This window comes from Modestobacter sp. SSW1-42, from assembly GCF_046635825.1.
In the GTDB taxonomy this organism is placed as follows: Bacteria; Actinomycetota; Actinomycetes; order Mycobacteriales; family Geodermatophilaceae; genus Modestobacter.
This window is the reverse complement of record NZ_JBISCA010000001.1, coordinates 1007177-1034173: the sequence shown is the minus strand read 5'-3', so window position 1 is coordinate 1034173 and position 26997 is coordinate 1007177. Positions and strand designations below refer to the sequence as shown.

24 protein-coding genes are annotated in these 26997 nt (G+C 74.8%); 7 read left to right on the top strand and 17 right to left on the bottom strand.

Annotated features, from left to right (window positions below):
• Positions 1 to 34 precede the first annotated feature (34 nt).
• The 5 genes from ACGBYP_RS05095 to arfB form a co-directional block, all read right to left on the bottom strand.
• Positions 35 to 391 (bottom strand): Rieske (2Fe-2S) protein, encoded by a 357-nt coding sequence (locus ACGBYP_RS05095; RefSeq protein ID WP_411582176.1) that lies wholly within the window; start codon positions 389 to 391, stop codon positions 35 to 37.
• Positions 388 to 2928: a nitrite reductase large subunit NirB gene (gene nirB / locus ACGBYP_RS05090; RefSeq protein WP_411582175.1), complete on the bottom strand. Its 2541-nt coding sequence runs from the start codon at positions 2926 to 2928 to the stop codon at positions 388 to 390. Before nirB ends, ACGBYP_RS05095 begins: the two co-directional genes overlap by 4 nt.
• On the bottom strand, positions 2928 to 5501 hold the full coding sequence (locus tag ACGBYP_RS05085; protein ID WP_411582174.1) for a molybdopterin oxidoreductase family protein: 2574 nt from the start codon (positions 5499 to 5501) through the stop codon (positions 2928 to 2930). The genes nirB and ACGBYP_RS05085 overlap by 1 nt, the downstream gene beginning before the upstream one ends.
• 177 nt (positions 5502 to 5678) lie before the next feature.
• Positions 5679 to 6005 carry a hypothetical protein gene (locus tag ACGBYP_RS05080; RefSeq protein ID WP_411582173.1) on the bottom strand — a complete coding sequence of 109 codons (327 nt, stop codon included), beginning with the start codon at positions 6003 to 6005 and terminating at the stop codon, positions 5679 to 5681.
• A gap of 134 nt (positions 6006 to 6139) precedes the next feature.
• Positions 6140 to 6577, bottom strand: a complete 438-nt coding sequence (arfB, locus tag ACGBYP_RS05075; protein WP_411582172.1) for an alternative ribosome rescue aminoacyl-tRNA hydrolase ArfB — start codon at positions 6575 to 6577, stop codon at positions 6140 to 6142.
• Positions 6578 to 6747: 170 nt separating this feature from the next.
• Here arfB and ACGBYP_RS05070 point away from each other — a divergent pair, with 170 nt between their 5' ends.
• The gene (locus ACGBYP_RS05070; protein ID WP_411582171.1) at positions 6748 to 7536 is read left to right on the top strand and encodes a hypothetical protein; all 789 of its coding nucleotides are present in this window, start codon (positions 6748 to 6750) and stop codon (positions 7534 to 7536) included.
• A 29-nt stretch (positions 7537 to 7565) separates the two neighbouring features.
• On the top strand, positions 7566 to 8468 hold the full coding sequence (gene mmuM / locus ACGBYP_RS05065) for a homocysteine S-methyltransferase (RefSeq protein WP_411582170.1): 903 nt from the start codon (positions 7566 to 7568) through the stop codon (positions 8466 to 8468).
• A 7-nt stretch (positions 8469 to 8475) separates the two neighbouring features.
• On the opposite strand, the gene yidD is transcribed toward mmuM, so the two are convergent.
• The 3 genes from yidD to ACGBYP_RS05050 form a co-directional block, all read right to left on the bottom strand.
• On the bottom strand, positions 8476 to 8964 hold the full coding sequence (yidD, locus tag ACGBYP_RS05060) for a membrane protein insertion efficiency factor YidD (protein WP_411582169.1): 489 nt from the start codon (positions 8962 to 8964) through the stop codon (positions 8476 to 8478).
• Positions 8964 to 9821 carry an SDR family oxidoreductase gene (locus tag ACGBYP_RS05055; RefSeq protein WP_411582168.1) on the bottom strand — a complete coding sequence of 286 codons (858 nt, stop codon included), beginning with the start codon at positions 9819 to 9821 and terminating at the stop codon, positions 8964 to 8966. The genes yidD and ACGBYP_RS05055 overlap by 1 nt, the downstream gene beginning before the upstream one ends.
• A 297-nt stretch (positions 9822 to 10118) precedes the next feature.
• Positions 10119 to 10271 (bottom strand): hypothetical protein, encoded by a 153-nt coding sequence (locus tag ACGBYP_RS05050; RefSeq protein ID WP_411582167.1) that lies wholly within the window; start codon positions 10269 to 10271, stop codon positions 10119 to 10121.
• 154 nt (positions 10272 to 10425) lie between these two features.
• On the opposite strand from ACGBYP_RS05050, the gene ACGBYP_RS05045 reads away from it, so the two are divergent.
• Positions 10426 to 13029 carry a DEAD/DEAH box helicase gene (locus tag ACGBYP_RS05045; RefSeq protein ID WP_411582166.1) on the top strand — a complete coding sequence of 868 codons (2604 nt, stop codon included), beginning with the start codon at positions 10426 to 10428 and terminating at the stop codon, positions 13027 to 13029.
• A gap of 72 nt (positions 13030 to 13101) precedes the next feature.
• Here ACGBYP_RS05045 and ACGBYP_RS05040 read toward each other — a convergent pair whose 3' ends face one another.
• The gene (locus tag ACGBYP_RS05040) at positions 13102 to 13632 is read right to left on the bottom strand and encodes an SRPBCC family protein (protein ID WP_411582165.1); all 531 of its coding nucleotides are present in this window, start codon (positions 13630 to 13632) and stop codon (positions 13102 to 13104) included.
• 177 nt (positions 13633 to 13809) lie between these two features.
• Between ACGBYP_RS05040 and ACGBYP_RS05035 the strand changes: the two genes are divergently transcribed.
• From ACGBYP_RS05035 to ACGBYP_RS05020, 4 genes are all read left to right on the top strand, one after another.
• On the top strand, positions 13810 to 16116 hold the full coding sequence (locus ACGBYP_RS05035) for a putative bifunctional diguanylate cyclase/phosphodiesterase (RefSeq protein WP_411582164.1): 2307 nt from the start codon (positions 13810 to 13812) through the stop codon (positions 16114 to 16116).
• Between the two features lie 44 nt (positions 16117 to 16160).
• Complete coding sequence (locus ACGBYP_RS05030; RefSeq protein WP_411582163.1) at positions 16161 to 16934, top strand: sulfite exporter TauE/SafE family protein; 774 nt, start codon at positions 16161 to 16163, stop codon at positions 16932 to 16934.
• Positions 16931 to 17704: a sulfite exporter TauE/SafE family protein gene (locus ACGBYP_RS05025; protein ID WP_411582162.1), complete on the top strand. Its 774-nt coding sequence runs from the start codon at positions 16931 to 16933 to the stop codon at positions 17702 to 17704. Before ACGBYP_RS05030 ends, ACGBYP_RS05025 begins: the two co-directional genes overlap by 4 nt.
• 68 nt (positions 17705 to 17772) lie before the next feature.
• Entirely contained in the window at positions 17773 to 18516 is a 744-nt protein-coding gene (locus ACGBYP_RS05020; protein WP_411582161.1) for a hypothetical protein, read from the top strand.
• A gap of 43 nt (positions 18517 to 18559) precedes the next feature.
• Here the strand turns inward: ACGBYP_RS05020 and ACGBYP_RS05015 are convergent, their stop codons facing one another.
• From ACGBYP_RS05015 to ACGBYP_RS04980, 8 genes are all read right to left on the bottom strand, one after another.
• A complete protein-coding gene (locus ACGBYP_RS05015; protein WP_411582160.1) occupies positions 18560 to 19249 on the bottom strand; it encodes a hypothetical protein in 690 nt (229 codons plus the stop codon).
• Between the two features lie 130 nt (positions 19250 to 19379).
• Complete coding sequence (locus ACGBYP_RS05010) at positions 19380 to 21059, bottom strand: alpha-amylase family protein (RefSeq protein WP_411582159.1); 1680 nt, start codon at positions 21057 to 21059, stop codon at positions 19380 to 19382.
• Positions 21060 to 21091: 32 nt separating this feature from the next.
• Complete coding sequence (locus ACGBYP_RS05005) at positions 21092 to 22141, bottom strand: TIGR03885 family FMN-dependent LLM class oxidoreductase (protein ID WP_411582158.1); 1050 nt, start codon at positions 22139 to 22141, stop codon at positions 21092 to 21094.
• Between the two features lie 82 nt (positions 22142 to 22223).
• Positions 22224 to 22829, bottom strand: coding sequence for a DNA-binding response regulator (locus ACGBYP_RS05000; RefSeq protein WP_411582157.1), 606 nt, complete (start codon positions 22827 to 22829; stop codon positions 22224 to 22226).
• Entirely contained in the window at positions 22826 to 24037 is a 1212-nt protein-coding gene (locus ACGBYP_RS04995) for a sensor histidine kinase (protein WP_411582156.1), read from the bottom strand. Before ACGBYP_RS04995 ends, ACGBYP_RS05000 begins: the two co-directional genes overlap by 4 nt.
• 38 nt (positions 24038 to 24075) lie before the next feature.
• Positions 24076 to 24888, bottom strand: a complete 813-nt coding sequence (locus tag ACGBYP_RS04990; protein WP_411582155.1) for an ABC transporter permease — start codon at positions 24886 to 24888, stop codon at positions 24076 to 24078.
• 16 nt (positions 24889 to 24904) lie between these two features.
• Complete coding sequence (locus ACGBYP_RS04985; protein ID WP_411582154.1) at positions 24905 to 25858, bottom strand: ABC transporter ATP-binding protein; 954 nt, start codon at positions 25856 to 25858, stop codon at positions 24905 to 24907.
• A 211-nt stretch (positions 25859 to 26069) separates the two neighbouring features.
• Positions 26070 to 26993, bottom strand: coding sequence for a hypothetical protein (locus tag ACGBYP_RS04980; RefSeq protein WP_411582153.1), 924 nt, complete (start codon positions 26991 to 26993; stop codon positions 26070 to 26072).
• Positions 26994 to 26997 lie beyond the last annotated feature (4 nt).

Sequence of the window (26997 nt, the reverse complement as noted above, 5' to 3'; positions counted from 1 at the left end):
GGGGCCAAAGTCGCGACTTCGGCCCCCCTGGGGATCAGGTGGTGACGACGAGGTGGCCGGACTCCTCGTGGACGGGGAAGACGCGCAGCGGGGCGGCGCCGCCGGGGCTGGTGCCGTCGGTCCAGCGGAACGTGTAGAGGTGCAGCGGGCAGACCAGCACGTCCGCGTCGGTCTGCCCGTCGGCCAGCGGCCCGCCGGCGTGCGGGCAGGCCGCCTGGGTGGCGTGCAGCGAGCCGTCGCGCAGCCGGAACACCGCCACCTGGACGCCGTCGACGACGAACGCGCGGCCCTCCCCCGGCGGCACCTCCTCGACCCGGCCGACGACGTGCGGGGTGCCGGTCGCAGCCGGTGCGGTGGCCGGCGCCTCGACGCCGGTGTGCGTGATGCTCATCGGACCGGCACCAGCGGCAGCTCGACCAGCGGCAGGGCCGTGCGGAACTGGCCCGGGGTGGCCGGCGCCTTGCCGTCCTGGCCCCACGGGTCGGTGTAGGCGTCGATCGACTGCTGCATGTTCGCGTCGAGGTCGGCGACGATGCCCTCGCTGTCCTCCAGCAGCACCGCCTTGATCCGCTCCAGGCCGATCCGTGGGACGAAGTCGTAGGTGCGCTCGAGCCAGTTGGCGTTCTCGCGGTAGTACTGCATGAACCGGCCGGCCAGCTCGATCACCGCCTCCGGGGAGTCGACGGTGGCCAATAGGTCGCCCTTGCGGATCGTGGCCCCGGCGGCCCCGCCGACGTAGACCTCCCACTTGCCATTCCCGACCGCGACGACGCCGACGTCCTTGACGTAGGCCTCGGCGCAGTTGCGCGGGCAGCCAACCACCGCGAGCTTCATCTTCGCCGGGCTCTCGATGCCCTGGAACCGCGTCTCCAGGTCGATGCCGAGCTGGGTGGAGTCACCCAGCCCGAAGCGGCAGAAGTCGCTGCCGACACAGGTCTTCACGGTGCGGAAGCTCTTGCCGTAGGCGTAGCCCGAGGGCATGCCCAGGTCGTTCCACATCGCCGGCAGGTCCTCCTTGCGGACGCCGAGCAGGTCGATCCGCTGACCGCCGGTGATCTTGACCATCGGGACCTCGTACTTCTCGGCCACGTCGGCGATCGTGCGCAGCTGCGCGGGCGTGGTGACCCCGCCCTTGATCTGCGGGACGACGGAGAACGTGCCGTCGCGCTGGATGTTGCCGTGCACCCGGTCGTTGATGAACTTCGCGTCGTTCTCCTGCACGTAGTCGCTGCCCCAGATCATCCGCAGCAGCGAGGTCAGGCCCATCTTCGACTTGGCGTCCTCCTGCCCGCCGGGGGCGAGCGCGGCGAAGACGGCCGAGACGCTGAGCAGCCCCTGCTCGCGGATCGCCTCCATCAGGGCCGGCTTTGCCATCGGGATGCCGGGGACGTACCAGCTGGCGGTGGGGTCCTCGACGACGTCGCCGTCGGCGGCCCACTCGACGACCTGCTTGACCAGGCCCTTGCAGGAGCCGCAGCCCTTGCCGGCGCGGGTGCGGTCCATGACCGCCCCGACGCTGCCGCAGCCGCCGGCGACCGCCTCGCAGATGGCGCCCTTGGTGACGCCGTTGCAGTTGCAGACCTGCGAGTCGTGCGGCAGCTCGGCCACGCCCACCTCGGCGGCGCCGTCGGAGAGGTCGACCAGCAGCTTGATCCGCTCGGCCGGCAGCGGGGTGCCGCGGTCGAAGGCCTGGGTCAGGTAGGCGACCTTGCGGGTGTCGCCGAGCAGCGTGGCGCCGATCAGCTTGTCGTCGCGGACGACGACGCTCAGGTGCACGCCGCGATTCGGCTCGGAGATCACCAGGAACTCGTCGCTGTCGCGCTCGGGCCGGTTGACGCCCATGGTGGCCACGTCGACCCCGGCGACCTTGAGCTTCGTCGCCGTCCGGGAGCCGTGGTACTCGGCGTCCGGGTCGGTGCCGGTGAGCAGGTCGGCGAGCACCCGGGCCTGCTCCCAGACGGGTGCGACCAGGCCGTAGAGCTCGCCGCGGTGCTGGGCGCACTCGCCCACCGCGTAGACGTCGGGGTCGTCGGTGCGCAGCTGGTCGTCGACGACGATGCCGCGCTCGACCTCCAGCCCGCTCATCAGCGCGACTTCGGTGACCGGCCGGATGCCGGCGGCGATGACGAGCATGTCGGCGTCGATCGCCCGGCCGTCGGCCAGCACGACGCCGCGCACCCGGTCGGGGCCGATGACCTCGGTGGTGCGGGTGGCCAGGTGGACGACAATGCCGAGCGACTCGACGCTCTTCGCCAGGATGGCGCCGGCCTCCGCACCCAGCTGCTGGTTCATCAGGTGGCCGCCGGCGTGCACGACCTCGACGGCCAGCCCGTGGCCCTGCAGCGCGCGGGCGGCCTCCAGTCCCAGCAGCCCGCCGCCGACGACCACGGCCTTGTCGTGCTCGGCGGCCGCGGCGAGCATCGCCCGGGTGTCGTCGATGGTGCGGAACCCGAAGACGCCGGGCAGCAGTTGCTCCTCGCCGCGGTACAGCCCGGTCATCGGCGGGATGAACGAGCGGCTGCCGGTGGCGATGACCAGCTGGTCGTAGGGCGTCGTCGTCCCGTCGGCAGCGTGCACGACCTTGGCGTGGGTGTCGATCCGCACCACCCGGACGCCGGCGCGCAGGCCGACGCCGTTGTCGGCGTACCAGTCGTGGCTGTTGAGGACGATGTCGTCCTCGTGCTCCTCGCCGGCCAGCACGTGGCTGAGCATGATCCGGTTGTAGTTGCCGTGCGGCTCCTCGCCGAACACGGTGATCGCGAACTGCTCGCCGCCGCCGCGCTCGAGCACCTCCTCGACCACCCGGGCCCCGGCCATGCCGTTGCCGATGACGACCAGGCGCTGACGGGTGTCGATCCCGTCGGCCTCGTCCATCGCGAAGTGCAGCGTGCTCACGCCCTCGGGGCGCCCACCGAGCACAGCGGTCATCACACCTCCACCAGTCCCAGGTCGACCACGATCTCGCCGGTGACGCCCACCGGCGCCGCCGCGTGCAGTTCGACGACGGTGCCGCCGTCGAGGTCTTCGACCACGCGCAGCGGCACGTGGCAGTCGCCCCTGGCCCCGATGGGGAACCAGCGCATCGGCTCCCCGTCGCGCACGAGCAGCAGGTAGACCAGCTCGTCGGTGGAGTTGCCGCCGCGGAAGTACAGCGCCTGCGCCGTCTTCCCCTCCGGCACCTGGTAGCGCAGGGCCGGGTCGACGGGGCCGGGCTTGCCCAGCCCCTCGCCGGTGATCGGGTAGACGCCGGACAGGAAGCGCGGGGTGCTCTTCACGCTGGTGGTCCTCCTCCGTGACGGGGCGTGCGGGGTGTGGGCCGTGGGGGTCTGGTGTGCCGGGGTCGCGGGCTGGGCGGCCCCCTCGGGGGCCGGGATGCGTTCCGCGGCGACGCCGACCCGGGTGACCGCGACCGCGCAGACCTTGAAGGCCGGCATCCGGCTGGTGGGGTCGAGGGCGGGGTCGGTGAGCGCGTTGGCGCTGGCGCCGCCGCCCCAGTGGAAGGGGACGAAGACGACGTCGGGGCGGATCGCGTCGGTGACGTGGGCGTGGAAGCGGGCCCGGCCGCGGCGGGTGGCCAGCTCGACCGCGTCGCCGGAGGCGATGCCGAGGGACCGGGCGAGGTCGGGGTGCAGCTCGGCGCGCGGCGTGGGGGCGATGAGCTGCAGGCTGCGGGAGCGGCGGGTCTGGGTGCCCGACTGGTACTGGGCGAGCACCCGGCCGGTGGTGAGCACGTAGGGGTACTGCGCGTCGGGCCGCTCGTGGGCGTCGACGTGCTCGACCCGGGTGAACTGGGCCCGCCCGTCGGGGGTGGCGAACCGCTCGGTGAACAGCCGCGGGGTGCCGGGGTGCTCCGGGGTGGGGCAGGGCCAGAAGACGCCCTGCTCGGCGTCGATGCGCTCGTAGCTGATCCCGGCGTAGTCCGCCGCCCCACCGGCGCTGGCCCGGCCGAGCTCGGCGAAGACCGTCCCGGCGTCCCCGCTGAACCCGGCGGCCCCCAGCCGGCCGGCCAGCTCGGCCAGCAGCTGGAGGTCGTCGCGCACGCCGTCGGGCGCGCTCATCGCCTGACGACGGCGGATGACCCGGCCCTCGAGGTTGGTCATCGTGCCCTCCTCCTCCGCCCACATGGCGGACGGGAGGACGACGTCGGCGAGCTCGGCGGTCTCGGAGAGGAAGAAGTCGCTGACGGCGAGGAAGTCCAGGTCGCCGAGCCGGCTGACCACGCGGCGGGCGTCGGGGGCGGAGACGGCGATGTTGGAGGCGAGCACCAGCATCGTGCGCACGCCGCCGTCGGTGCCGAGCGCGTCGAGCATCTCGAAGGCGCTGCGGCCGGGGCCGGGGATCGACTCCGGGTCGACGCCCCAGACGGCGGCCACGTGGGCCCGGGCCGCCGGGTCGGTGATCTTCCGGTAGCCGGGCAGCTGGTCGGCCTTCTGCCCGTGCTCGCGACCGCCCTGCCCGTTGCCCTGGCCGGTGACGGTGCCCCAGCCGCTGCCCGGCCGGCCGGGGAGGCCGAGGGCCAGCGCGAGGTTGATCCAGGCGAGCGCGGTGTCGGTGCCGCTGCGGTGCTGCTCGGCGCCGCGGGCGCTCAGGATGATCGACCGTTCCCCGCGCGCCAGCGCGAAGACGATCCGCCGCTGCTGCGCGACAGGGACGCCGGTGAGCCGCTCCACGCGGTCGGGCCAGTACCCGGCGACCCCGGCCCGGACGTCGGCGAACCCGGTGGTGCGCGCGGCGACGTACTCCTCGTCGACGAGGCCCTCGGCCAGCGCGATGTGCAGCAGCCCGTTGGCCAGCGCCAGGTCGGTGCCCGGCAGCGGCTGCACGTGCAGGCCGGCGTTCTTCGCGGTGCTGGTGCGGCGAGGGTCGATGACGATGTGCTCGGCGCCCCGCTCGCGGCCGGCGTCGAAGTACTGCATCGCCGGGGGCATGGTGTCGGCCGGGTTGCTGCCCACCAGCACGACGACGTCGGCCTCGGCGACGTCGGCCAGCGGGAACGGCATCCCGCGGTCGAGGCCGAACGCCTTCACCGAGGCCCCGGCGGCCGAGGACATGCAGAACCGGCCGTTGTAGTCGATGGCGCTGGTGCGCAGCGCGACCCGGGCGAACTTGCCGAACTGGTAGGCCTGCTCGTTGGTCAGCCCGCCGCCGCCGAAGCAGCCCACGGCGTCCCGGCCGTACCGCTCCTGGGTGCTGCGGACGGCGGCGACGACCCGGTCCAGGGCGTCGTCCCAGCTGCTCTCGACCAGCGGGCTGGTGCGGTCGCCGGGGACGGCGCGCACCAGGGGGCGCAGCAGCCGCTCAGGGTGGTCGAGCAGCTCGGGCGCCGACCAGCCCTTGGAGCACAGACCGCCGCGGTTGACCGGGAAGTCGGCGGGCACGAGCGTGGCCGGGCGGTCGCCGGCGGTCATCGTGACGCCGCACTGGAGCGAGCAGTACGGGCAGTGGGTGGCGGTGGTGCGCGTGCCGGTCGCCGGGTGCGGCAGCGAGACGGCGGTGGACACGAACCGAGACTGCTGCGGCACGGTTTCCCGCCCGCTGCGCCTGCGTCAAGGTCGCGTTCCGTCGGCCTCACACCCGGCCGGCGGTGGCCGTGCGGACGAGGGCGGGGGGTACGGCCGCTGCTCGTGCTCTGCTCACCACCGTGAGCAGAGCACGAGCGGCGGCGGACCCGACGACGCTCAGCCGGGCAGCTGCCGACGGAGGGACGCCGGGGCGCGGCGTGACCACGCCGCGTGCAGCAGCTCGTCGAGCAGGCCCGGGGCGACGACGGCCAGGTCGACGCGCACGCCCGGGACGCCGGCGCCCCAGCTGAGCAGCGCGACGCCGGGCTGTGCCGCGACCGCCCGGGCGAGCTCCTCACCGACCAGCACGTGCAGCACGCCGTCCTCGGGCACGGTGGCCAGCACCGTGCCGGCGCCGACCCGGAACGAGCGCCGTCCGTGGTGGTCGGCCTCGGTCACCCCGGGCAGCGCGAGCACCGCGGCGACGGCCCGGTCGAGTTCCACGCCCGCACGGTAGGGCCGCGCGGCGGTCAGCGGTCGGCGTGGCGCCACAGCGCCCCGCGCAGCCCACCGGGCAGCGCTGGCCGGCGTGCTCGTCGGGTCGTCGCTGAGGCGCCGCCCCTGAACGTGGCGCGGGATCAGTCCCAGGAGCCGCGCAGCCGCTTGGTCTGCCCGCGTTCCTTCTTGGCCTTGATCCGGCGCTCCTGCGACCCGCGCGAGGGCTTGGTCTTCCGGCGTGCCGGCGGCGGCGCCGCGACGGCCGCCCGCAGGACGGCGGCCAGCCGGGCCCGGGCGGCCTCCCGGTTGCGCAGCTGCTGCCGGTGCTCGCTGGCGGCGATGGTGAGCAGGCCGTCGACCAGCCGGGGCCCGAGCCGCTCGGTCAGCCGTGCGCGCTGGGTCTGCGTCAGGCCGGGCAGCTCCAGCGGCGCGACGACCAGCTCGACCCGGGAGTCGGCGGTGTTCACGCCCTGCCCGCCCGGCCCCGACGAACGGGAGAACCGCCACGACAGCGCCGACGCCGGGACGACGAGCGAGCCGACGACCGGCAGGTCCCCGAACGCGTCGTCACCGGCCACGGGCCCATCCTCCCTGGTGACCGGCGGCGCCCACCACCGAGTTCCCCGCCCGCGGTCCGTCACCGGTCCGGGGGACGTCCGCCCACACCGGGTCACGGCGGCGTCGCCCGGTCGGGTGCTCGTCACCCACTCGGCTCGCCGGTGCGGTGACTGCGTGTGACGCTCAGTGCGTGACGACCCGGAGCGCGAGCCACCTGCAGCTGGTCACCGGCACCGCGTTCACCGGCAACTCCGCCAGTGAGCAGCCCGCGGCGCGGACCGACGACGACCGCGCGTTCGCCGCCGCCCAGGACGAGCGCTTCCGCGACCTGCTGGCCCGCGCCGAGCAGCTCGACGCCGTCACGGCCCCCCGCCCGGTCACCGGCACCCGCGCCCGGCTGGTCGTCCCGCTGACCGTCGGGCTCACCGTCCTGCTGGCCCTGCTCGGCGACCAGCCCTGGCAGCTGCCGCAGCGGGTGGGTGGCGCGGTGGGCGCCGTCCCGCAGTCGCTGGTGACCTTCCTGCTGATCTGCGGGGCGCTGTGCGTCTGGGCCGCCGGCCGGGCCGTGCGCCCGGAGCGCACCTTCGACTCCCCCGGCGCCGTCCGGGTGTGGTGGCTGGTCGTCATCGGCGCGATGGTCGTCTCGCTGACCGCCACGCTGTCGCTGACGTCCTACGCCGGCACCGGCGAGCAGCCCGGCGCCCTGGCCGTGCGCTGCCTGGTCCCGCTGGTCCCCGCGCTGCTGGCCGGTGCGCTGGCCCACGCCGACGGACGCGGCTCCCGCATCCGCGCCGCGCTGGGCACCGGGGTGGTCACCGTGCCGATGACCGCGCTCGGGTGGTCGCTGCTGGCCTCCTCCGGCGCCGCGGCCGGTCTCGGCGACGTCCTGGCCATGACCCTGCTGTCCGGGGCCGCGCCGCTGGCGCTGGCCCTGGCGTTCGTCGCCGCCGACCACCGGCGGGTCCGCACCGCCCGCTGACGTCACCCGGCAGGCCGCGGCGCGGCACCATGGACCCCGTGACCAGCCTCGCTGCCGCGCTCGCCGACGGACCGGTCGTGCTCGACGGTGGGCTCTCCACCGAACTGGAGTCCCGGGGGCACGACGTCACGTCCGCGCTGTGGTCGGCCCGGCTGCTGCGCGACGACCCCGCGGCGATCGTCGCGGCGCACGCCGCCTTCGCCGCGGCCGGCGCCCAGGTGGCGACCACGGCCAGCTACCAGGCGACCCTCCCCGGCTTCACCGCCGCCGGCATCGGCGCCGACGAGGCCCGCGCGCTGGTGGCCCGCTCCGTGGCGCTGGCGCGGGAGGGCGCCCCCGGGGGCTGGGTCGCCGGCTCCGTGGGCCCGTACGGGGCCTACCTGGCCGACGGTTCGGAGTACACCGGCGACTACGTGGCCTCCGTCCCGGTCGCGGCGCTGCGCACGTTCCACCGGCCGCGGCTGGCGCTGCTCGCCGAGGCCGGCGCCGACGTGCTGGCCTGCGAGACGCTGCCCGCGGCAGCCGAGGTCGAGGCGCTGCTGCACGAGGTCACCGCCCTCGACGTCCCGGCGTGGATCTCGGTCACGGCGGTCACCGGGCCGGACGGGGTCGTCCGCACGCGCCGGGGCGAGCCCGTCGCCGACGTCCTCGGCATGGTCCGCGGGGTCGGGCAGGTGGTGGCCGTGGGCGTCAACTGCACCGATCCGGCGACGGTGGCCCCGGCCGTGGCGGCAGCGCAGGCGGCCAGCGGCAAGCCGGTCGTGGCCTATCCGAACAGCGGCGAGACCTGGGACGCCGTCGCCCGCCGCTGGACCGGCACGCCCGGGGTCGGCGACGTCCGGGCCTGGGTGACCGCCGGCGCCCGGCTGGTGGGCGGCTGCTGCCGGGTGCGACCGGACGACGTCCGCGCGATCGCGGACGCCGTCCGGTAGCCGTGCCCTAGGCGGGCACCGGGTCCGCTCCCGGCCGGCCGCCGGGCCGGCAGCGCACCAGCCGCCGCACCGTGAGCCAACTGCCGCGCAGCGCCCCGTGCCGCTCGAGCGCCTCGATCGCGTACGCCGAGCAGGTCGGCGTGAAGTGGCAGCACGCGCCGCGGCGCGGGCTGACCTCCCGCTGGTACACCCGCACGGCCGCGACCAGGCGGTCGGCCACCCGGCCGCCGGGCGTCTCGGCCCGCACCCGGCGCAGCGTCGTGGGTGCGACCAGGAACAGGTCCAGGCCGCAGCCCAGCGCCTGGGCCAGGCAGCAACCGGTGTTGAAGAACAGCAGGTTGCGGAAGCACGAGTCGTTGCGCGCGTACCCGGGCCCGTACCCGCCGTAGCCCGGCGGCGGGCCGTAGCCGTAGCCCGGCGGCGGGCCGTAGCCGGGACGGCCGAAGCCGCGTCGTCGACGCGGTCCCCCGCCGCCCCAGCCCCAGACGAAGACCATCAGAGGATCGGGTTGCCGCCGGTGACCGCGAGCCGGGCACCGGAGATGTAGCTGCCCTCGTCACTGGCCAGCAGCACGTAGGCCGGGGCGAGCTCGGCGGGCTGGGCGGCCCGGCCCAGCGGCACCTCCGAGCCGAAGCTGGCGACCTGCTCGGCCGGCATGGTGGCCGGGATGAGCGGGGTCCACACCGGCCCGGGAGCCACGCTGTTGGCCCGGATGCCCTTGTCGCCGTACATCTGGGCCAGGCTGGCGGTGAAGTTCGCGATGCCGGCCTTGGTCATGGCATAGGGCGCAAGGGTGGGCTTGGGCATGTCCGAGTTGACCGACGAGGAGTTCACGATCGCCGACCCGGGCGCCATGTGCGGGACGGCGTCCTTGCACAGGATGAACATCGCCGTGAGGTTGGTGGCCACGGTGTGGTCCCACTCGTCGTCGCTGATCTCGTCCAGCGTCTGGTGGGTCATCTGGAACGCGGCGTTGTTGACCAGGATGTCGATCCCGCCGAGCTCCTCGAGCGCCTTCGGGATGATCGTCTTGGCGTGCGCGCGGTCGGACAGGTCGCCCGGCACCAGCACGCACTTGCGGCCGGCCTGCTCGACGTACTTCGCGGTGTCCTGCGCGTCCTCGTGCTCGCTCAGGTAGGAGATCAGGACGTCGGCGCCCTCGCGGGCGAAGGCGATGGCGACGGCGCGGCCGATGCCGCTGTCTCCGCCGGTGATGACCGCGCGCTTGCCGGTGAGCTTGCCGGAGCCGACGTAGCTCTCCTCGCCGTGGTCGGGCTTGGGCGTCATCTCGGCGAGCACACCGGGCGGGGTCTGCTGCTGCTCGGGCTGGGACTCGGGGCGGGGCGACGACACGGGGGTCCTCCTGCGATCTGGCGAGCGGCGGCACTCCAGCGCTCTTCTCACGCGACCGGCGTCGAGCCGGTCCGGTGCCGCTTCGCAGACCGCCTACCCGCCCGGGGCGGTACGGAACCCGCCCGCCCGCGCCGGAGACGAAGACGGGCCGGGCCCTGGTCGAGCTGCACACGTGGTGCAGCCCCACCAGGGCCCGGCCCGGTCCACAGCGTGTTCCCCGGCCCCGCTGCAGGGGCCTGCCGCGAGCGTGCGAGCGGGGGGGGGGGGGGGGGGGGGGGGGGCAGTGGGGTCCTTACTTCAGGCGGCGCGGTGGCTCCGCAGCGCGGCGGGGGCGGCGAAGCGGCCGGCCACCACGGTGCCGGGCTGCTCCCAGCGCATCTCCAGACGGCGCCGTCCGGCACCATCGACCACAGGCACCCAACGGAGCTCGGGGCACAGGTTCTCTCGCATGTCATCCACCTCTCGTTAACCTTTCGTTCACCTACTGTCCCACTCATCGCCACTTCATGCACGGACCGGGACACCGTGTCCTGGTCGTGACCTCCCGACGGGTGACCAGGCCGTCGCCGGAACAGCGCAGGCATCGGGCACGCTGGAGGGCACGATGACGCTCTCTCCCGCCGGCACCGACTCGACTCCGGCCGACTCCCCCGCCTCCGCGCTGCCCTCCGCCGGAGCGCGGCCGCTGATCGCCGACCCCGACGACCTCACCGACGTGATGGCCCTGGGCACCGACCCGGACGCCGTCTTCGCCCGGTTCGCCGAGTGGGCGGAGGAGTCGGGCACGGTCCTGTACCCGGCGCAGGAGGAGGCGCTGATCGAGCTGGTCAGCGGGGCGAACGTCGTCCTCGCGACCCCCACCGGCTCGGGCAAGTCACTGGTCGCCACCGGCGCGCAGTACGCCGCCCTGGCCGGTGACCGGGTCAGCTTCTACACCGCACCGATCAAGGCGCTGGTCAGCGAGAAGTTCTTCGCCCTGTGCGGGGTCTTCGGCGCGGCCAACGTCGGCATGCTCACCGGCGACGCCAGCGTGAACGCCGACGCCCCGATCATCGCCTGCACCGCCGAGGTGCTGGCCAACATCGCGCTGCGCGAGGGGGCCGACGCCGACATCGGCCTGGTCGTGATGGACGAGTTCCACTTCTACGGCGACCCCGACCGCGGCTGGGCCTGGCAGGTGCCGCTGATCGAGCTGCCCAACGCCCAGTTCCTCCTGATGAGCGCCACCCTCGGCGACGTCACCACGCTGCGCGAGGACCTCACCCGGCGCACCGGCCGGCCCACCGCCCTGGTCGCCCACGCCGAGCGCCCGGTGCCGCTGTCGCACTACTACGCGACCACGCCGATGCACGAGACGATCGACGAGCTGCTGAGCACCAAGCAGGCGCCGGTCTACGTCGTCCACTTCACCCAGGCCTCGGCGCTGGAGCGCGCGCAGGCGTTGATGAGCGTCAACGTCTCCACCAAGGAGGAGAAGGCCGCGATCGCCGACATGATCGGCGGGTTCCGGTTCTCCTCGGCCTTCGGGACGACGCTGTCGCGGCTGGTCCGCCACGGCATCGGCGTCCACCACGCCGGCATGCTGCCCAAGTACCGGCGGCTGGTCGAGCAGCTGGCCCAGGCCGGGCTGCTGAAGGTCATCTGCGGCACCGACACCCTGGGCGTGGGCATCAACGTGCCGATCCGCACCGTGGTGTTCTCCGCGCTGAGCAAGTACGACGGCACCCGCACCCGGCTGCTCAACGCCCGCGAGTTCCACCAGATCGCCGGCCGGGCCGGGCGGGCGGGCTATGACACCGCCGGCACCGTCGTCGTCCAGGCGCCCGAGCACGAGGTGGAGAACCTCAAGCAGTTCGCCAAGGTCGCCGACGACCCGAAGAAGCGCCGCAAGCTGGTGCGCCGCAAGGCCCCCGAGGGCATGGTGCCCTGGAGCGAGGCCACCCAGCAGCGCCTGATCAACGCCGACCCCGAGCCGCTGAGCAGCCACTTCAAGGTCTCGACCGGCATGCTGCTGAACGTGCTGGCCCGGCCCGGCGACCCGTTCGCGGCCATGCGGCACCTGCTCACCGACAACCACGAGCCGCGGTCGCGGCAGCGCCGGCACGTCCGCGAGGCCATCGGCATCGCCCGCGGCCTGCTGCAGGCCGGGGTCGTCGAGCGGCTCGCCGAGCCCGAGCCCGACGGCCGCCGCTACCGGCTGACGGTCGACCTGCCGCCGGACTTCGCGTTGAACCAGCCGCTGTCGACCTTCGCGCTCGCCGCGATCGGGCTGCTGGACGCCGAGAGCGACACCTACGCCCTGGACGTCGTCTCGGTCATCGAGGCCACCCTGGACGACCCGCGGCAGATCCTGGCCGCCCAGCTGAACAAGGCCAAGGGCGCCGCGGTCGCGCAGATGAAGGCCGAGGGCATCGAGTACGACGAGCGCATGGAGCTGCTGGAGGAGATCACCTACCCCAAGCCGCTGGAGGAGCTGCTCGAGTACGCCTTCGAGACCTACCGCTCGTCCAACCCGTGGGTCGCCGACGCCCAGCTGTCCCCGAAGTCCGTGGTGCGGGACATGTGGGAGCAGGCGATGACCTTCCGCGAGCTGGTGAACACCTACCAGCTCACCCGCTCCGAGGGCGCGGTGCTGCGGTACCTCTCCGACGCGTTCAAGGCGCTGCGCTCCGGCGTCCCGGCCGACGCCCGCACCGAGGAGGTCACCGACCTCGTCGAGTGGCTGGGCGAGCTGGTGCGCCAGGTGGACTCCTCGCTGCTGGACGAGTGGGAGGAGCTGACCAACCCCTCCGGCCCGCTCGACGCCCCGGTCGCGGTGCCGGCCCGCCCGCGCCCGCTCACCGGCAACGAGCGGGCGTTCACCGCGATGGTGCGCAACGCGCTGTTCCGCCGCGTCGACCTCATCGCCCGGCGCCGCTGGTACGACCTGGGTGAGCTCGACGCCGCGTCGGGCTGGGACGCCGACCGCTGGGGCGAGGTCGTGCAGGCCTACTTCGCCGAGCACGGCGAGCTCAACACCGGCGGGAACGCCCGCGGCCCGGCGCTGCTGATCGTCGACAAGTCCGACGCCAGGCTGTGGCGGGTGCGCCAGATCCTCGACGACCCGGCCGGTGACCACGACTGGGGCTTCGACGCCGAGGTGGACCTGGACGCCTCCGACGAGGAGGGCGTGCTGGTCATGCGCGTCGTGGACGCCGGCCGCAAGTAGAAGAGCCCTCCTGCCCCCCACGCCTCGCTCGCTCGGCGCGGGCCCCTGCAGGAGGGTCGAAGGGGCCGGAGGTCAGGGGCGGCGACGGGAGGTGGGGCCGGGCGGCGGCGGGACGACGGCGTCGGGTGACCGGCGGCGGCGGAGCTCCAGCGCCAGGCTCTGCTCGCCGCGGGCCATCGCCCAGCGGTGGTTGGCCGCGAACGCCGGGCGCAGCAGCCAGCTCAGCCGGGCCAGCAGCGGCTTGGCGGCGCCGACCTCCCAGTCGTAGGTGAGGACCACCTCGGGGCCGTCCGGGGTGAAGGTCCAGCGGCCGGAGCCGACCAGGTCCCCGGTGGCGGCCAGCGCGAAGCCGGTGTCGGTCATCGTCTCGGTGATGGTCAGCGTCCAGCACAGCGTGTACGGCAGCCAGCCGGTGGTCACCAGCTCGACGCTGCGGCCCACGCCGTCCGGCCGGCCGTCGGCGACCGGCACGACGTCGAGGTAGACCGCGGGCCACCAGCGGGTGAGCGACCCGGGGTCGCTGAGCACCGCCTGCACCTCGGCCACCGTGCCGGCCACCCGCCAGACGCTGCGGAACCGGTAGGACGGCGCAGGTCGGGGCACGGGCCGAGCCTGCGCGGTACCCGGCGGGCTGTCCATGCGGGACGTGTGACCCGACTCTCAGCGACCTGCCCCTCGCGGGTGATCAAGACGGGACCGTCCGGTGACGATGCACGTGGCATGAGGCCCGGCGTCGCGACCACGACGTCCCCTCCGCCAGTCCGAGGACGGTTCCCCGAGATGAGCTCACCCCGCGTCGCGCCGCGGCTGCGCGCTGCCCTGCTCCGCCTCCACCCGCCGACCGAGCTGGTCGAGCACACGCGGTGGCTGTTCTGCCTGTCCAGCGTCGCCTCCGTCGGCCTGACCAGCCTCGCCGTCCTGTCCGGGGACGACACCGGCTGGTCGTTCCTGCTGGCCGGGATCGCCGCAGCCACCTTCCTGACCTCCTGGCTCACCCGCTACCGCCGACGCCGGGCACCGCTGGTCGCCGACCTGGCCGACATGCTCGCCCTGGTGCTGTTCGCCGCTGCCTGCCCCCGGCCGGTGCTCGCGCTCGGGGTCGCCTTCCCCGCGGTCTGGTACCGGGCCGTCTACGGCGACACCCGCCGCATCGTCGGCTACGGGGTCGGGGTCTGCCTGGCCCTGACCGCGGGGCTGCAGGCCTGGACGCTGGTCCCCGGGCACGGCGCGCAGCTCGCCGCCTCCGCCGTCCTGGGCAACCTGCCGGTGCTCATGCTGACCGTCTTCGTCGTCCGTCACCTGGCGGTGGGCCTGTTCGAGCGCGAGTCCACCCAGGCCCGCGACGCGGCGCTGGCCGCGCTCGGCGGGCAGCTGCTCGGCGTCACCGACCGGGCGGCGATCCTCCGGACGGCGTGGGCGACGGCCGAGGCGGTCTGTGCGGCCACCCCCGGCCTGCGCGCGGCGGTGCTGCACCACGACGGCGACCTGCTGCAGGTGCGCGGCTGCGCCGGGGAGTTCCTCCGTCCGCTGACCAGCCTCCCCGCGAGCATGCTCGCCGGGGGCGACGACGGCGCCGGCCCCCGGCCGGTCGTGCCGCCGACGGCGCTGGTGCTCAGCTCGGGCATCCGCGGCGAGTGGCTGGCCGTGCCGATGCCGGACTCCCCCGGCGGACACATGCTGCTCGGCGGGCACCCCACGGTCCCGCGCGACGCGGTGCTCGCCGTCCAGTCGATGCTCAACCAGGTCGCCCTCGCCCTGCGCACCAGCAGCGCCCACCGGGAGCTGCGGGCCCAGGCGCTCACCGACCGGCTCACCGGCCTGGCCAACCGCACGGCCTTCTCCACCGCCGTGAACGCCGCCCTCGCCGACCCGGACTCCGAGGCGTGGGTGCTGTTCCTCGACCTCGACGACTTCAAGGTCGTCAACGACAGCCTCGGCCACCTCTCCGGCGACCGGCTGCTGGCCCACCTGGGCTGCGAGCTCACCGGCACGCTGCGCACCGAGGACCTGTGCGCCCGGCTCGGCGGCGACGAGTTCGCCGTCCTGCTGCGCGGCGCCACCGAGGCCGAGGCGCGCCGGATCGGTCAGCGGGTCGTGGAGATGATCTCCACCCCGGTCGAACTGCCCGAGGGCCTGGCCCGGATCGGCGCCAGCATCGGCGTCACGCGGGTGCTGCCCGGCTCGACCGAGACGGTGGTCGTGCACCAGGCCGACGTGGCCATGTACGCGGCGAAGTCCGCGGGCAAGAACCGCGTGCAGTTCTTCCACCCCGGGCTGCTCCAGCTCGAGGACGCCGCCAGCGCGGAGGCCGAGCTGCGGGCCGCGATCGACGGCGGCGAGCTGGTGCTGGCCTACCAGCCGATCGTGTCGGCCGCCGACGGCAGCTGCACCGCCGTGGAGGCCCTGGTCCGCTGGGCGCACCCCAGCCGCGGGCTGCTCTCCCCCGACGCGTTCCTGCCGCTGGCCGAGGAGACCGGCGCGATCGTGCCGCTGGGCGAGTTCGTCGTCCGCCGGGCGTGCGCGGACGCGGCCGGGTGGGCGCAGGCCGGCACCCCGGTCGCCGTCCACGTCAACGCCTCGCCCACCCAGCTGGCGCACCCGCGGTTCGTGGAGCTCGTGCGCGAGTCGCTGGCCGCGGCCGGCCTGCCGCCCGAGCGGCTGGTCGTGGAGGTGACCGAGACGACGGTGCTGGACTCCCCCGTCGTCACCGCGACCCTCGACGCGCTGGTCGCCCTCGGCGTGGGCCTGGCCCTCGACGACTTCGGCACCGGCTACTCGGCGCTGACCACGCTGCGCAGCCTGCCGATCGGCATCGTCAAGATCGACCGCTCCTTCGTGGCCGGGGTGCTCACCCAGGCCGCCGACCAGGCGGTGGTCGAGGCGATCGTGCAGATGGCCCACCGGCTGGGCCTGCAGACCGTCGCGGAGGGCGTGGAGTCGGGAGAGCAGCAGGACGTCCTGGAGCGCGCCGGCATCGGCTCGCTGCAGGGGTACCTGTACCTCCCGCCGGCCCCGCGCGAGGCGTTCACCCGCTGGCTGGCCGACAACCGGCGCCGCTCCTCGGCCGGGGAGCTCACCCCCGCGTGAGCCGGGGCCACCCACGGCTGTGACACGCTCGCCGGGATGCGGGCATGACGGCGTGGGAGATGGTCGCGGTGGCCGCCGCGGGGCTGGCGGCGGGCGGCATCAACGCCGTCGTCGGCTCGGGCACCCTGGTGACCTTCCCGGTGCTGCTGGCCGTCGGGCTGCCGCCGGTGACCGCCACCGTCTCCAACTCGCTGGGCCTGGTGCCGGGCAACCTGACCGGGGCGATCGGCTACCGGCGCGAGCTGGCCGGGCAACGCGGGCTGCTGCTGCGGCTGCTGCCGGCCTCGGTGCTCGGCGCGATGAGCGGGGCGTTCCTGCTGCTGCACCTGCCGGCGTCGGCGTTCGAGGCGGTCGTGCCGGCCCTGGTCGGGCTGGCCGTGGTCCTGGTCGCCGTCCAGCCGTGGCTGCAGCGTCGGCTGCGCACCCGCCCTCCCGGCGGAGAGGGCGGCGTGCGGGGAGCGCGGCTGGCCGGGCTGGTGGCCGGCGCGTACGCCACCGGCACCTACGGCGGGTACTTCGCCGCCAGCCAGGGCGTGCTGCAGGTGGGCGTCTTCGGCCTGCTGCTGCGCGAGTCGTTGCAGCGGCTCAACGCGATCAAGAACGTGCTGACCCTCGGCGTGAACGCGGTCGCCGCGCTCACCTACGTGGTGGTGGCCACCGACCGGGTCGACTGGCGCGCGGCCGGGCTGGTGGCCGGCGGCTCGCTGGTGGGTGGTCACGTCGGCTCGACCTACGGACGGCGGCTGCCCGCCCCGGTGCTGCGGGCGGCGATCGTCGTCCTGGGCCTGGTGGCCATCGGCGTGCTGGTGACCCGGTGAGCGTCCCGGAGTTCCTGCTCCTGGTGCTGGCCGGGGTGGGTGCCGGCCTGGTCGGCACCGTCGCCGGCCTGGCCTCGCTGATCAGCTACCCGGCGTTGCTGGCCACCGGCATCCCGCCGCTGTCGGCCAACGTCACCAACACCGTGGCCCTGGTGTTCAACGGCATCGGCGCGGTCAGCGCCTCCCGCCCCGAGCTCACCGGGCAGCGCGACCGGCTGGTGCGGCTGTCCGCGGCCGGGCTGGCCGGCGGCGTGGTCGGTGCGGTCCTGCTGCTGCTCACGCCCTCCTCGGCGTTCGAGAAGCTGGTGCCGTTCCTGATCGCGGCGGCCTCCGCGGCGATCCTGGTGCAGCGCCCACCCCGCGAGCTGGCCGCCGAGGGCGCCGCCGCGCAGGCCGCGCACCCGCATCGCGACCACTGGGGACTGGTGCTGGGCACCTTCCTCATCTCGATCTACGGCGGCTACTTCGGCGCGGCCGCCGGGGTGCTGATGCTCGCCACGTTCCTGCTCGTCATGGGCGTCGGGGTGCCGCAGGGCAACGCCTTGAAGAACGTGGTGCTGGGCGTGGCGAACTCGGTGGCCGCGCTCGGCTACGCCTTCCTCGCCGACGTCGACTGGACGGCGGTGCTGCCGCTGGCGATCGGCTGCCTGGTCGGTGGCCGGCTGGGGCCGGGGGTGGCCCGGCGGGTGCCGCAGGTGCTGCTGCGCCGGCTGATCGCGGTGGCCGGGCTGGGCCTGGCGGTGCACCTGGGCCTCGACGCGTTCGGCTGAGCGGGCAGAGTGTGCAGTGCAGGTCGTCCGGGGCACGCACCCGGGCGCGACGACGACGGAGGACTGAGATGACCGTGCCGGGTCCGGCAGCACGACGCTTCGAGACCGAGCTCGGCAAGCTGCCGCCGCCGGAGCTGCGCGGCCCGGAGATGCTCGCCGTCCGGCTGGCGCGCGCCGCGGTGGCCGCACTCCCGGTCGACGGCGCCGGCCTGAGCATCCACGACATGGAGGGCCACCGGACGCCGATCGGCGCCAGCGACCCGGTCGCCTCCCGCGCCGAGCGGCTGCAGTTCACCCACGGCGACGGACCCGCGCTGCGGGCGCACGACGACGGGGTGACCATCGCCTTCGACCAGGCGGCGATCGCCCGCAACTGGCCCGAGCTGCACGAGTCGCTGATCGGGCAGACCGACCTGCACGCCGTCCTGTCGGTGCCGCTGCTGCCGCCGCTGGGCCCGCTGGTGGTGCTGGACCTCTACGTGCGCGACGCCGACGCGCTGCCGGCCACCGACCGCGAGGACGTCGCCGACGTGACGATCGCGATGACCCGGGCGATGGTCACCGCCGCCCTGGGCGCCCCGGTCGAGGAGGGCCGCCGCGGCTGGTGGGACGGCCCGGACGCGCTGCGCCGGGCGCGGGTGTGGCAGGCCACCGGCATGGTCAACGTCGGCTTCGACCTCGACACCGCCGACGCGCTGGCCGTCCTCAAGGCGCACGCCTTCGCCACCGGCCGGGTGGTGGACGACGTCGCCGACGACCTGGTCGCCGGGCGGATGGGGCTCGACGAGCTGCACGTCCCGCGGCGGGACTGACCCGCCACCCGGCCGGCGCCCCGCAGGCGCCGGCCGGGTGCGCTCAGCTCCCGCTGGTGACGTAGGCGGACAGCAGCAGCGAGAACGCGCTGGCGGTGATCAGCAGCCGGGCCGGGGTGAGCCCGTTGAGCAGCCCGGCGATCATCCCGGCGTTGGCCGAGCGGGCCTCGACGGCCTGCGTGCCGCGGCGCAGCAGCCGCACCTCGTCGGCCAGCAGGGTGCCGCCGGCGCCCAGCAGCGCCATCCCGAGGACGACGAAGACCAGCGCCATCCGCTGGTCGAAGGTGTCGGCGGACGACGCCAGGAACGCCACCACGACCAGGCCGAGCAGCAGCCCGACGGCGGCGCCGGCGACGGGGGCCCACGGCCCCATCCGGATCATCGTCTCCGACCGGGGCATCCGCGGGCGCGGCCGGGAGCGGGCGGTGACCGGCGTCGTCGGCTGGTGCCCCGGCGTCGCGTCGTCCGCCGCCGGCTCCGCGGGCACCGGGACCGGCTGGGGCTCGCCCGCCGGGACCGCCGTCCCGCGCGGGCCCACCATCGGCACTCCGGGCTGGGTCAGGTGCCCGCTGTCCGGCTCGGCCGCCGCCACCGGCTGCGGCGCCGGCTGGGTCACCGGCGCGGTGGCCGGCGCGGCCTCCGTGCGCTGGCCGGGCACCACGGCGGTCGCCCCGGTCTCCGGTCGTCCCTGGTCGACCCGTCCGGTCGTCGCCACGTCCTGCTCGTCACTCATGTCTGTGATCACCTCGGGTCAGACGCTAGGTGGGTCCCCCGACCGGACCGGGAGGTGGGCGGGTGTGGCGCGCGGGGCGGGTGCGACCTCGGCGCGGAGTCACCCTCCGTGGTCCGCCGGGGTCGCAGGGTCAGAGCAGCCGGCGGCTGTCCTCGGCGACGACCCGCAGCCAGCGGTAGCCGTAGCCCTCCAGCGGCAGCTCGACCGAGCCGTCGTCCGCGATCGGGGTGCTGCCCACGGTGAGCAGGTCCTCCAGCCGGTGGGTCGACCCGCAGCCGGGCAGCACGAGGGGCACGGTGCGCGGCTCGGCGCCCAGGTTGTGCAGCGCCACCAGCGCGCCGTCGTCCCAGCTGCTCAGCGAGGCGAGCACCTGCGGGTGCGGCTGGCCGAGCACCTCGTACTCGCCCCAGCCCAGCTCGGGGCACTCGCGGTAGCGGCGCACCAGCAGCTTCATGAACGACAGCAGCGAGTCCGGGTCGCGCCGCTGCTGGGCGACGTTGACGAACTCCGGGGAGAAGCCGCCCTCGACGACCGGGCCGGGGAGCTTGCCCGGTGCGGCGGAGGAGAAGCCGCCGTTGGTGCCGGCGGTCCACTGCATCGGGGTGCGCACGGCCAGCCGGCCCTCGGCCGCCAGGTTCTCGCCCATGCCGATCTCCTCGCCGTAGAAGAGCACCGGGGTGCCGGGCAGGGAGAACATCAGGCTGTAGACCATCCGGACCCGGCGCGGGTCGCCGGCCAGCATCGGGGGCAGCCGGCGGGTGAGCCCGCGGTCGTAGACCTGCATGTCCGGGTCCGGGCCGAAGGCGGCGAACACCTCGGCGCGCTCGTCGTCCGAGAGCTTGTCCAGGGTCAGCTCGTCGTGGTTGCGCACGAACATGCCCCACTGGTTGTCCGGGGACGTCGCCGGGCGGGCAGTGATCGCGTCGACCAGCGGCGCGACGTCGCAGCGGGCCAGCGACAGGTACATGGCCTGCATCGCGATGAAGTCGAACTGCATGGTCAGCTCGTCGCCGTCCGGGCCGCCGAAGAACTCCAGCTGCTGGTCGTGCGGCAGGTTCACCTCACCCAGCAGCACGCCGTCGCCGGAGCGGCGGTCGACCAGCGAGCGCAGCGCCCGCAGGTACTCGTGCGGGTCGGGGAACCGCTCGGCCTCGGCCGGGTCGATGCCCTCGGTCTCCAGCAGGAACGGGACGGCGTCCACCCGGAAGCCGGCGAGGCCCAGCTGGAGCCAGAAGCCGATGACCTTGGCGATCTCGTCGCGGACCAGCGGGTTGGCGACGTTCAGGTCGGGCTGGGTCTTGTAGAACTTGTGCAGGTACCACTCGCCGGTCTTGTCGTCGAGCTCCCAGATGCTGTCCTCCTTGTCGGGGAAGACGACCTGGGCCGAGGTGTCCGGCGGGGTGTCGGAGCGCCAGACGTACCAGTCGCGGTACGGCGAGTCCTTGGACCTCCGCGCGGCCTTGAACCACGGGTGCTGGTCACTGGTGTGGTTGACCACCAGGTCGGCGATCACGCGCATGCCGCGGTCCTTGGCCGTGCGGATCACCTCGACCAGGTCACCGTGGGTGCCCAGCCGCGGGTCGACGCCGTAGAAGTCGGTGATGTCGTAGCCGTCGTCGCGCTCGGTGGTCGGGTAGAAGGGCATCAGCCACAGGCAGGTGACGCCCAGGTCGGCCAGGTGCTCGATGCGCTGGGCGAGACCGGCGAGGTCACCGATCCCGTCGCCGTTCCAGTCCATGTAGGTCTCGACGTCCAGGCAGTAGACGACGGCGTTCTTCCACCACAGGTCCGCGGTGTCGGTGATGCGCATGTCGCTCCTCTTCTCGGGGCCGTGGAGCGGGATCAGGGCAGGACGGCGGGCTGCGGCGCCTGGTGCGGGCGCAGCGGGTCGGCCGGGCCCGGCGGGTCGATGGCGACCGCCGGGGCGGGTGCGGTGACCTGCAGCTGGGGCAGCACGTGCTCGCCGAACGCGTCGAGGAAGGGGATCTGCTCCTTGGGCACGTGGTGCAGGTAGACCTGGTCGAAGCCGAGCTCGACGTACTCCTGGATCCAGGCCGTGTGCTGGCCCAGGTCGGCCGAGACGCGCACCGCGTCGTGCATGTCCTCGGGCCGCACGTGGGTGCTGGCCTGGTCGAAGGCGTGGGTGGTGTCGAGGTCCCAGCACAGCGGCGGCGGGAAGACGTTGCTGCGCCACTGGTCGTGGGCCAGCGCGAGCGCCCGGTCGGGGTCGGGGTCGTAGGAGACGTGCACCTGGATGGTCAGCGTGCCCTGGCCGCCGGCGTCGCGGTAGGCACCGATGACCTCGCGCAGCTTCTCGTGCGGCTGGTTGATGGTGACCAGCCCGTCGGCCCACTCGGCGTGCCGGGCGGCGGTCCTCGCGCTGACGGCCGGGGCGATGAGCGCCGGCTGCTGCTCGGGCAGCGTCCAGATGCGGGCGCGGTCGACGGTCACCAGGCCCTCGTGGCTGACCTCCTCACCGGCCAGCAGCGCGCGGATGACGTCGACGCACTCGCGCAGCCGGGCGTCGCGCAGCTCCTTGTTCGGCCACACGTGCCCGGTGACGTGCTCGTTCATCGCCTCGCCCGACCCCAGCGCCACCCAGAAGCGGCCGGGGAACATCGACCCCAGCGTCGCGATCGCCTGGGCGATGATCACCGGGTGGTAGCGCTGGCCGGGGGCGTTGACCGCGCCGAAGGGCAGGTTCGTGGTGGCCAGCGCAGCGCCGAGCCACGACCACGCGAAGCCCGAGTGGCCCTGCCGCTCGTTCCACGGTTCGAGGTGGTCGGAGCACATGGCGGCGGTGAAGCCCACCTGCTCGGCGTGCTGGACCGCACGCAGCAGGTCGGAGGGGTGCACCTGCTCGTGGGAGTTGTGGAAACCGATCACCGTCATGGGGCATGCCTACCGGGGGCGGTGATCATCCGCAGGCTCTGGTGCACCGCGCAACGACCGTCGACCGGCGACCGGCGACCGGCTAGATCCAGCCGTGCCGGCGCGCGACCTCGACGGCCGCGTGCCGGTTGGGCGCCCCCAGCTTGGTGGCGGCCGCGGACAGGTAGTTGCGCACCGTGCCCGGTGACAGGTGCGCCCGGACGGCGATCTCCTCGACCGGCGCGCCACCGGAGGCGAGTTCCAGGACGTCGGCCTCGCGCGGGGTCAGCGGGCTGTCACCGGAGCTGATCGCCTCCGCGGCGAGCTCGGAGTCGACGTACCTCCCGCCGCGGTGGACGGTGCGCACCACCTCGGTGAGCACCGTCGCGCTCACCGTCTTGGGCAGGAAGCCGCGCACGCCGGCCTCCAGCGCGCGCTTGAGGTGCCCGGGCCGGCCGTGGCCGGTGACGATCACCAGGCCGCAGTGCGGCAGCACCGTGGTCAGCTCGGCGGCGACGCTGATCCCGTCGCGGTCGGGCATCTGCAGGTCCAGCACGGCGACGTCGGGCCGGTGCGCCCGGGCCATCGCCAGCGCCTCGGCACCGGACGACGCCTGGGCGACCACCTCGAGGTCGTCCTCCAGGCCGAGCAGCGCAGCGAAGGCCGAGCGCACCAGGTTCTCGTCGTCGGCCAGCAGCACCCGGATCACCGGGCACCCCCGATCGGCAGCGTCGCGGTGAGCCGGAACCGGTCGCCGTCCCGGACGGCGTCCAGCGTCCCGCCGCCTGCGGCCAGCCGCTCGCGCAGGCCGGCCAGGCCGCTCCCGACGCCGGCCGGCTCGCCCGGCACCCCGTCGTTGGTCACCGTCAACCCGACCTCCCCGTCGCCGCGGGTCAGCGCGATGGCGCACTCGCCCGCCGCGCTGTGCCGCAGCACGTTGGTCACCGCCTCCCGCACCACCCAGCCCAGCGCCACCTGGACCGGCTCGGGCAGCGCACCGGCGGCGTCCTCCCCCTGCACCGTGCACGCCACCCCGGCCGCGCGCAGCACGGAACGGGCCCCGGCCAGCTCGCTGGTGAGGTCGGTGCTGCGGTAGCCGCGCACGACCTCGCGCACCTGCCGGAGCGACTCCTCGGCGATCCGGTGGATGTCGGCCACCTCGTCGGCGGCCTCGGGCCGCGACCGGCGCACCAGCTCGCCGGCCAGCTGTCCCTTCACCGCGATCGCCGACAGGTTGCGGCCCATGACGTCGTGCAGGTCGCGGGCGAAGCGCAGCCGCTCCTCGGCCACCGCGAGCTGCAGCTGCAGGCCCCGGGTGCGCTCCATCTCCAGCACCACGTCGAGCACCCAGACGGAGAACCGGAACGCCAGGACGACGGCGTAGACGGTCAGCCCGATGACCACGGCGCTGACGGTGGCCGCGACCACCGGCGACCCGCCGACCGCGACGGCGATCCCGGCCAGTGCCCCGACGAGCAGCGCCGGAACGGCGAGCTGCCGGCTGCTCCAGACGGTCGTGCAGGCGGTGAGCACCATGCCCAACGGCAACCCGATGGACCAGATCACCGGGGACTCGTCGGCACCGGGGCCGAACGCCCACGCACCGGCCGCGGCGGTCAGCAGCGCGGCCGCGACGGCGAGCGCCGGCACGGACACCGGGATGCGCCGGCCGGTGCGGTGCGCGGCCAGACCGCGGGCGGCCAGCAGGACGGCGGCGACGGCGGTGACCACCGCGCCGACGAGGAACAGCCGGACCGCCAGCACCTGCGCGGCACCGACGGGGCCGGCCGAGCCGACGATCGCCAGCGCGAGCAGCGGCAGGCCGCCGCCGAGGTAGGCGTAGAAGGACCACCGGGTGTAGAGGTCGATCCGCTGCGGCGCGGTGCGGCTGCTCCACCAGCGCGAGACGGTCGGCACGGCGGTCATGCTGCCGTACCGACCCACCCGCCCGGTGCTCACCGGCGAGGCGCCCACCGGAACCCCCGGCAGGCGACTCCGCCGACCAGCAGCCAGCCGGCCAGCACCGCCAGCGGCGGGACGGCGGCCGACCAGGCTCCGCCGGCGTCCACGGTCCCGCCGTCCCACGTGCGGCCGGCCAGGCCCAGCTGCAGCAGCTCGATGACGGGGGTGACCGGCAGCAGCCGGGCGACGGTGGCCAGCGTGTCCGGGAACGAGCTGAGCGGGTAGAGCAGGCCGGACAGCGACGTCGTCGCGACCATGAGCGGCAACGTGGTGATCTGCGCGCTCTCCGGCGTCCGGGTGAAGATCGTGCTGGCGGCCGCGAGGACGACCATCACCGCGACCCCGCCGAGCAGGGCGACCAGCGGGAGCACGTACTCCACCGGTGCGCTCCACTCCCCCAGCACGGCCACGCCCACCGCGACCAGGACGACCTGGCCCAGGGTGATCAGCAGGCTGGGGGCGGCGGTGCCCAGCAGCACCTCGGGGCCGGTCAGCTCCCCGGTGCGCATCCGCTGCAGCACCAGGTCCTCGCGCCGGGCCACGTAGGTCGCGACGAGGTTGTAGTAGGTCAGGAAGATCAGCGTGACGCCGACGGCGGTGGTCAGCAGCTGCGGGCCCAGCGGCACGTCGCCGCCCAGGTCGAGCGCCGGGACGGCGGCGACGAGCAGCAACGGCAGGAGCAACGAGTTGACGACGGCGGTGCGGTTGCGCAGCAGGAGCCGGAGCTCGCTGCGGGCCAGGGCGCCGACGCGGCGCACGCGGCTCGGGCCGGCGGCGGCCGTCGCGGGGGCGAGGGTGCTGGTCATCGCTGGTCCTCTCAGGTCAGGCGGTGGGGGTGGTCTCGGAGCCGGCGGCGACGGCGAGGAAGGCCTGCTCGAGCGAGGCGGCCCGCGCCTCCAGCGCCCGCAGGACGACGTGGTGCTCGGCTGCCCAGGCCAGCAGCTCGGCCAGCACCGGCTGGAGTGCGCGGGTGTGCCACTCGGTGCGGCGGCCCTCGGCGACCACCTGGGCGGCGGCCGGTCGCGGCGGCCGCGGCGCGTCGTCGTCGAGGGTGAACCGGATCGTGGCCGGCTGGGTCTCCGCGATCTCGGCCTGGGTGCCCGCCAGGACGATCTGGCCGGCGCGCAGGACCGCCACCCGGTCGGCGAGCTCCTCGGCCTCCTCCAGGTGGTGGGTGGTGAGGACGACGGCCACGCCGTCGGCGACCAGGTCGCGGACCAGCCCCCAGACCTGCCGCCGGCTCTCCGGGTCCAGGCCGGTGGTCGGCTCGTCCAGCACGACCACCCGGGGGTGGCCGAGCAGGGCGAGGGCCAGGTCCAGTCGTCGGCGCTCCCCGCCGGACAGGCTGCGCACCCGGACGTCGGCCCGGCCGGCGAGCTGCACCTGCTCCAGCGCCTCGGCGACCGGGCGCGGGTCGGTCAGGGTGCCGGCCCAGGTGCGCAGGGTCTCGACGACGGTGAGGTCGCCGGGCAGGCCGCTGGACTGCAGGAGGACGCCGAGGTGCGGGCGGACGCGGGCCCGGTCGCGCACCGGGTCCGCGCCGAGCACCCGGACGCTGCCGCTCCCGGCCGGGGCCAGCCCCTCGAGGACCTCCAGCGCGGAGGTCTTGCCCGCACCGTTGACCCCCAGCAGGGCGAGGACCTCACCGGGCTGCACCTCGAAGGAGATGCCGCGGACCGCCTCGAAGTCGCCGTAGCCGCGGCGCAGGTCGCGGACCTCGACCGCCGGGGCCGCGGTCCGGGCGGGTGGGGCGACGGGCGGGGCGCTGGGCTGCACGGGGACCTCCTCGGTGCGCCGCCGGCCCCTGGTGGGCCGGTCCGTCGACGCACCTCCGACGGTGCCGCCGAGGTCGGGCCGGCACAGGTGCAGCCGTGCACCTCTTCCCGGGGCGTGCGCACGGGTGGGCCATGACATGCGTCATGCGACGTCCGTCCCCCGACGGCAGGTCGCGCGGGGGCCAGGTGCGGGCGGCCCTGGGGCAGTACCCCTAGTCGATCGGCTCCAGCTGACTCGACAGACGGACGGCGCCCGCGCCGAACTGCTCGTCCAGCGCCCGCTGCTGCTCCAGCGTGCCGCGGACCACCGCGAGGTCGACCGTGCCGGCGAACGGATCGGGCACCGTGTACAGCGCTTCCGGGACGTCGCGGAGCGCCTCCTGGACGGCGAGGAGATCTGCCTCGCTGCGTGGCGCACTGCTGACGCACAACGACCCGCCCCACACCTGGCGCAGCGCAGCCTCCAGCTCCCGCACGTCCGCCGTCGTCGAGGCGTTCAGCACGATGCGCTGGGGGTCGTTGCCGTTCTCCCCGGTGAGCTCGGCGGCGGGGACCCGCTGGTCGATCCACAGGCCGGCGTACCCGGGCGACCCGGCCGCCACCTCCTGCGCGGCCCGCAGGGCCCCCTCGGTCGCCCGGGCGGGGTCCGGGGGCATCCAGCCGCCGGCCGGCGGCGCGCAGGGCGTCGCGAAGCGGTCCTCCTCGGGCCGGGTGCTGCCGGGACCGGCGCCGGGGTCACGGGCCAGCGCCGGCTCGGTGAGGGTGAACGCGCCGTCGGCGAAGGTGCCCACCAGCTCGTAGTGGCCCCAGGTCGTGCCGGCGACCGACTCGGCCGGCACCGCCGACCAGTCCCACCCCCGGACGTCGGGACCGCCACACTGCGGAGGCAGCGACTCGGCCATCGACCAGCACAGCTGCGGGCCGCGGGCCGGGCTCTCCAGGACGCTGGCCACCGCCCGGTAGCGACCGTCGTAGGCCTCGGCGACGAGGTTGCGCTCACCGGCGAGCGCCGCGGGCGTCTCGACCACGGCGGCTGAGGGCGCGTCCGCGGCGGCCGACGGCGAGCCGCAGCCAGCGACGGCCGCGGTGCCCACGCCGCCGGCGATGAGTGCTGCACGTCGCCACGACCGGTCCATGCGC

Bases quoted from the DNA above. Each gene is read 5' to 3' on its own strand.
- ACGBYP_RS05095 (WP_411582176.1), bottom strand. From the start codon at position 391: ATGAGCATCACGCACACCGGCGTCGAGGCGCCGGCCACCGCACCGGCT.
- nirB (WP_411582175.1), bottom strand. From the start codon at position 2,928: ATGACCGCTGTGCTCGGTGGGCGCCCCGAGGGCGTGAGCACGCTGCAC.
- mmuM (WP_411582170.1), top strand. From the start codon at position 7,566: ATGGACCCCGTGACCAGCCTCGCTGCCGCGCTCGCCGACGGACCGGTC.
- yidD (WP_411582169.1), bottom strand. From the start codon at position 8,964: ATGGTCTTCGTCTGGGGCTGGGGCGGCGGGGGACCGCGTCGACGACGC.
- ACGBYP_RS05050 (WP_411582167.1), bottom strand. From the start codon at position 10,271: ATGCGAGAGAACCTGTGCCCCGAGCTCCGTTGGGTGCCTGTGGTCGAT.
- ACGBYP_RS05045 (WP_411582166.1), top strand. From the start codon at position 10,426: ATGACGCTCTCTCCCGCCGGCACCGACTCGACTCCGGCCGACTCCCCC.
- ACGBYP_RS05035 (WP_411582164.1), top strand. From the start codon at position 13,810: ATGAGCTCACCCCGCGTCGCGCCGCGGCTGCGCGCTGCCCTGCTCCGC.
- ACGBYP_RS05030 (WP_411582163.1), top strand. From the start codon at position 16,161: ATGACGGCGTGGGAGATGGTCGCGGTGGCCGCCGCGGGGCTGGCGGCG.
- ACGBYP_RS05020 (WP_411582161.1), top strand. From the start codon at position 17,773: ATGACCGTGCCGGGTCCGGCAGCACGACGCTTCGAGACCGAGCTCGGC.
- ACGBYP_RS05015 (WP_411582160.1), bottom strand. From the start codon at position 19,249: ATGAGTGACGAGCAGGACGTGGCGACGACCGGACGGGTCGACCAGGGA.
- ACGBYP_RS05010 (WP_411582159.1), bottom strand. From the start codon at position 21,059: ATGCGCATCACCGACACCGCGGACCTGTGGTGGAAGAACGCCGTCGTC.
- ACGBYP_RS05005 (WP_411582158.1), bottom strand. From the start codon at position 22,141: ATGACGGTGATCGGTTTCCACAACTCCCACGAGCAGGTGCACCCCTCC.
- ACGBYP_RS04990 (WP_411582155.1), bottom strand. From the start codon at position 24,888: ATGACCAGCACCCTCGCCCCCGCGACGGCCGCCGCCGGCCCGAGCCGC.
- ACGBYP_RS04980 (WP_411582153.1), bottom strand. From the start codon at position 26,993: ATGGACCGGTCGTGGCGACGTGCAGCACTCATCGCCGGCGGCGTGGGC.